Origin of the sequence: Sphingomonas silueang (assembly GCF_040049155.1) — a bacterium.
GTDB lineage: Bacteria > Pseudomonadota > Alphaproteobacteria > Sphingomonadales > Sphingomonadaceae > Sphingomonas > Sphingomonas silueang.
This window is the reverse complement of record NZ_JBDZDK010000080.1, coordinates 1-1,734: the sequence shown is the minus strand read 5'-3', so window position 1 is coordinate 1,734 and position 1,734 is coordinate 1. Positions and strand designations below refer to the sequence as shown.

Here is a 1,734-nt window from a genome sequence, read left to right as displayed (position 1 = left end):
CCAGCATCCCGATCTCGCCGCCTGACACACCGCCAAGCGAACAGCCTAGACCACCGGGATGAGGGGTCCTTTTTCGACGCCGATCACCCCGCTACCGGGGTCCCTTTTCCACGCCGATCCACACGTCTAGCTCCCTACCAGCTAGCGATAAGGCTTTTCGTACGCGGTTTCATGAGCAGATATTAGGACGGCCCGGATAACAGTAGTGATTAGTCCGCTTTCGGTCCGAGCTTACCATCGCTTCGACGACCGCTATTGGGGCGCAAAGCCGCCGCGCAAACTCAGCCATCTTATATGATGGGCTCAGTCCAATAGGTCCCCCAGCCGACATTGCAGCGCTGATCCGATCCTCTCAACAACCGTAACCGTGGGGTTGCGCACGATCCGCTCAATACCGCTGATGTAGGTGCGATCCAGCCCAGCCTCGTCTGCGAGCGCCTCCTGCGACCATCCGCGCTCTTTGCGCAGCCGCTTCATGTTTGCGGCCAATCTGCGCCGGACGTCCATCCTCCAGCTTCAGCAGGAGCGATGCCGATCGGACCACGGACTATGAATCTCTTTTTTCTAGCGTTGGGCATGCTCGCCGGTAAATTTACCTGCGGGGAACTGCCTGTTGATCCTTGCCCCCCCCAAAACCGAGGTAACCCATGACAACAGCAATTCTTGTTTTTGCGCTGCTTCAAGCTGCGGCCGGACAGTCGTCCCCTGACGATGCTGTCGCTCGACGCATTCTCAACGATGCCGCCATATCTGCGCGCGGCAAGGTCATAGGAATGGCCACGGTCAACGACGCATCTGTGAGCGGTCGTACGCTCACGCTGACAATCGGTCCGACGCGACCACGCGATGCTCGCGAGGTCCAAGATAGGATGCTGAGCGAGAAGTGGACACCGTTCTGCGGTAGCATGCGGGTGCGTAGCGCGATGCAACGCTACGCCGTCTCCATACGGATCGACCTTCCGGCCAGTGACAGGGTCCCGGCAGAAACTGTCCTGCTTGATGAACAGCGATGCGCCAGCCTGATCGATCTGGGCTCGAAGTCAGTTATCAAGTGCGATATCGCGTTCGAGACGCTCGATGTCGATACCGCCGGCCGGGATACGGGGACACGCCAAGACCAGGAGACCCAATATTTCGTGTTGTACGACGGCGTTCGCGCCTTTGGCCGGTATGACCAAGCGAAAGGTTTTTTCGAACCGGTTTGTGAAGGCCGAACGTGTCGGGGCTCATACGATGGGACAGCCGTTGTTCTGACCGATGAGTCCCAGAATGGAGGATATCTCTTCCAAAGGACATGGGTTCTCGACCGGACACGAGGGATGATCGAGCTCAGGACTACACGGGTCGAAGCAAATCGGTCTTTTGCAACAGGGAGCAGGCAACGCGGCACGGGCACCTGTGTCCCCAGCGACCTCCCGGCTGTGACAATGCCCAAGTTTTAAAGCTTAGCCCAATCAGACGCCCGCAGCCCTCGGCCTCACCGCCGGGGGCTTTTTGATTCTGGAGAACCGAAATGCTCAACATCACCGACGCGAAGACACTAGCACGCGCCTTGGACTCGCCGGTCGACGCCCTATTGCGAGACCTTCTCTGTCGGCGCATCGATCAAACTCTAGGGTCTGTGGGGATTCACAAAGCTTTACGAATGTGATTCACGCTTTGGATGGACCGAGACGTACTGACGGATGCCCAATGGGCGAAGATTGAGCCACATTGTCTGGGCAAGCGGACTGA

Annotated in this window: 2 protein-coding genes; one reads left to right on the top strand and one right to left on the bottom strand. The window is 58.2% G+C overall.

Going from position 1 to position 1,734, the window contains the following annotated elements; all coding sequences use genetic code 11:
• Positions 1-303: 303 nt before the first annotated feature.
• Positions 304-507 carry a helix-turn-helix domain-containing protein gene (locus ABLE43_RS23125; RefSeq protein WP_348980279.1) on the bottom strand — a complete coding sequence of 68 codons (204 nt, stop codon included), beginning with the start codon at positions 505-507 and terminating at the stop codon, positions 304-306.
• 140 nt (positions 508-647) lie between these two features.
• Here ABLE43_RS23125 and ABLE43_RS23120 point away from each other — a divergent pair, with 140 nt between their 5' ends.
• Positions 648-1,442 (top strand): hypothetical protein, encoded by a 795-nt coding sequence (locus tag ABLE43_RS23120; protein ID WP_348980278.1) that lies wholly within the window; start codon positions 648-650, stop codon positions 1,440-1,442.
• Positions 1,443-1,734: the final 292 nt, after the last annotated feature.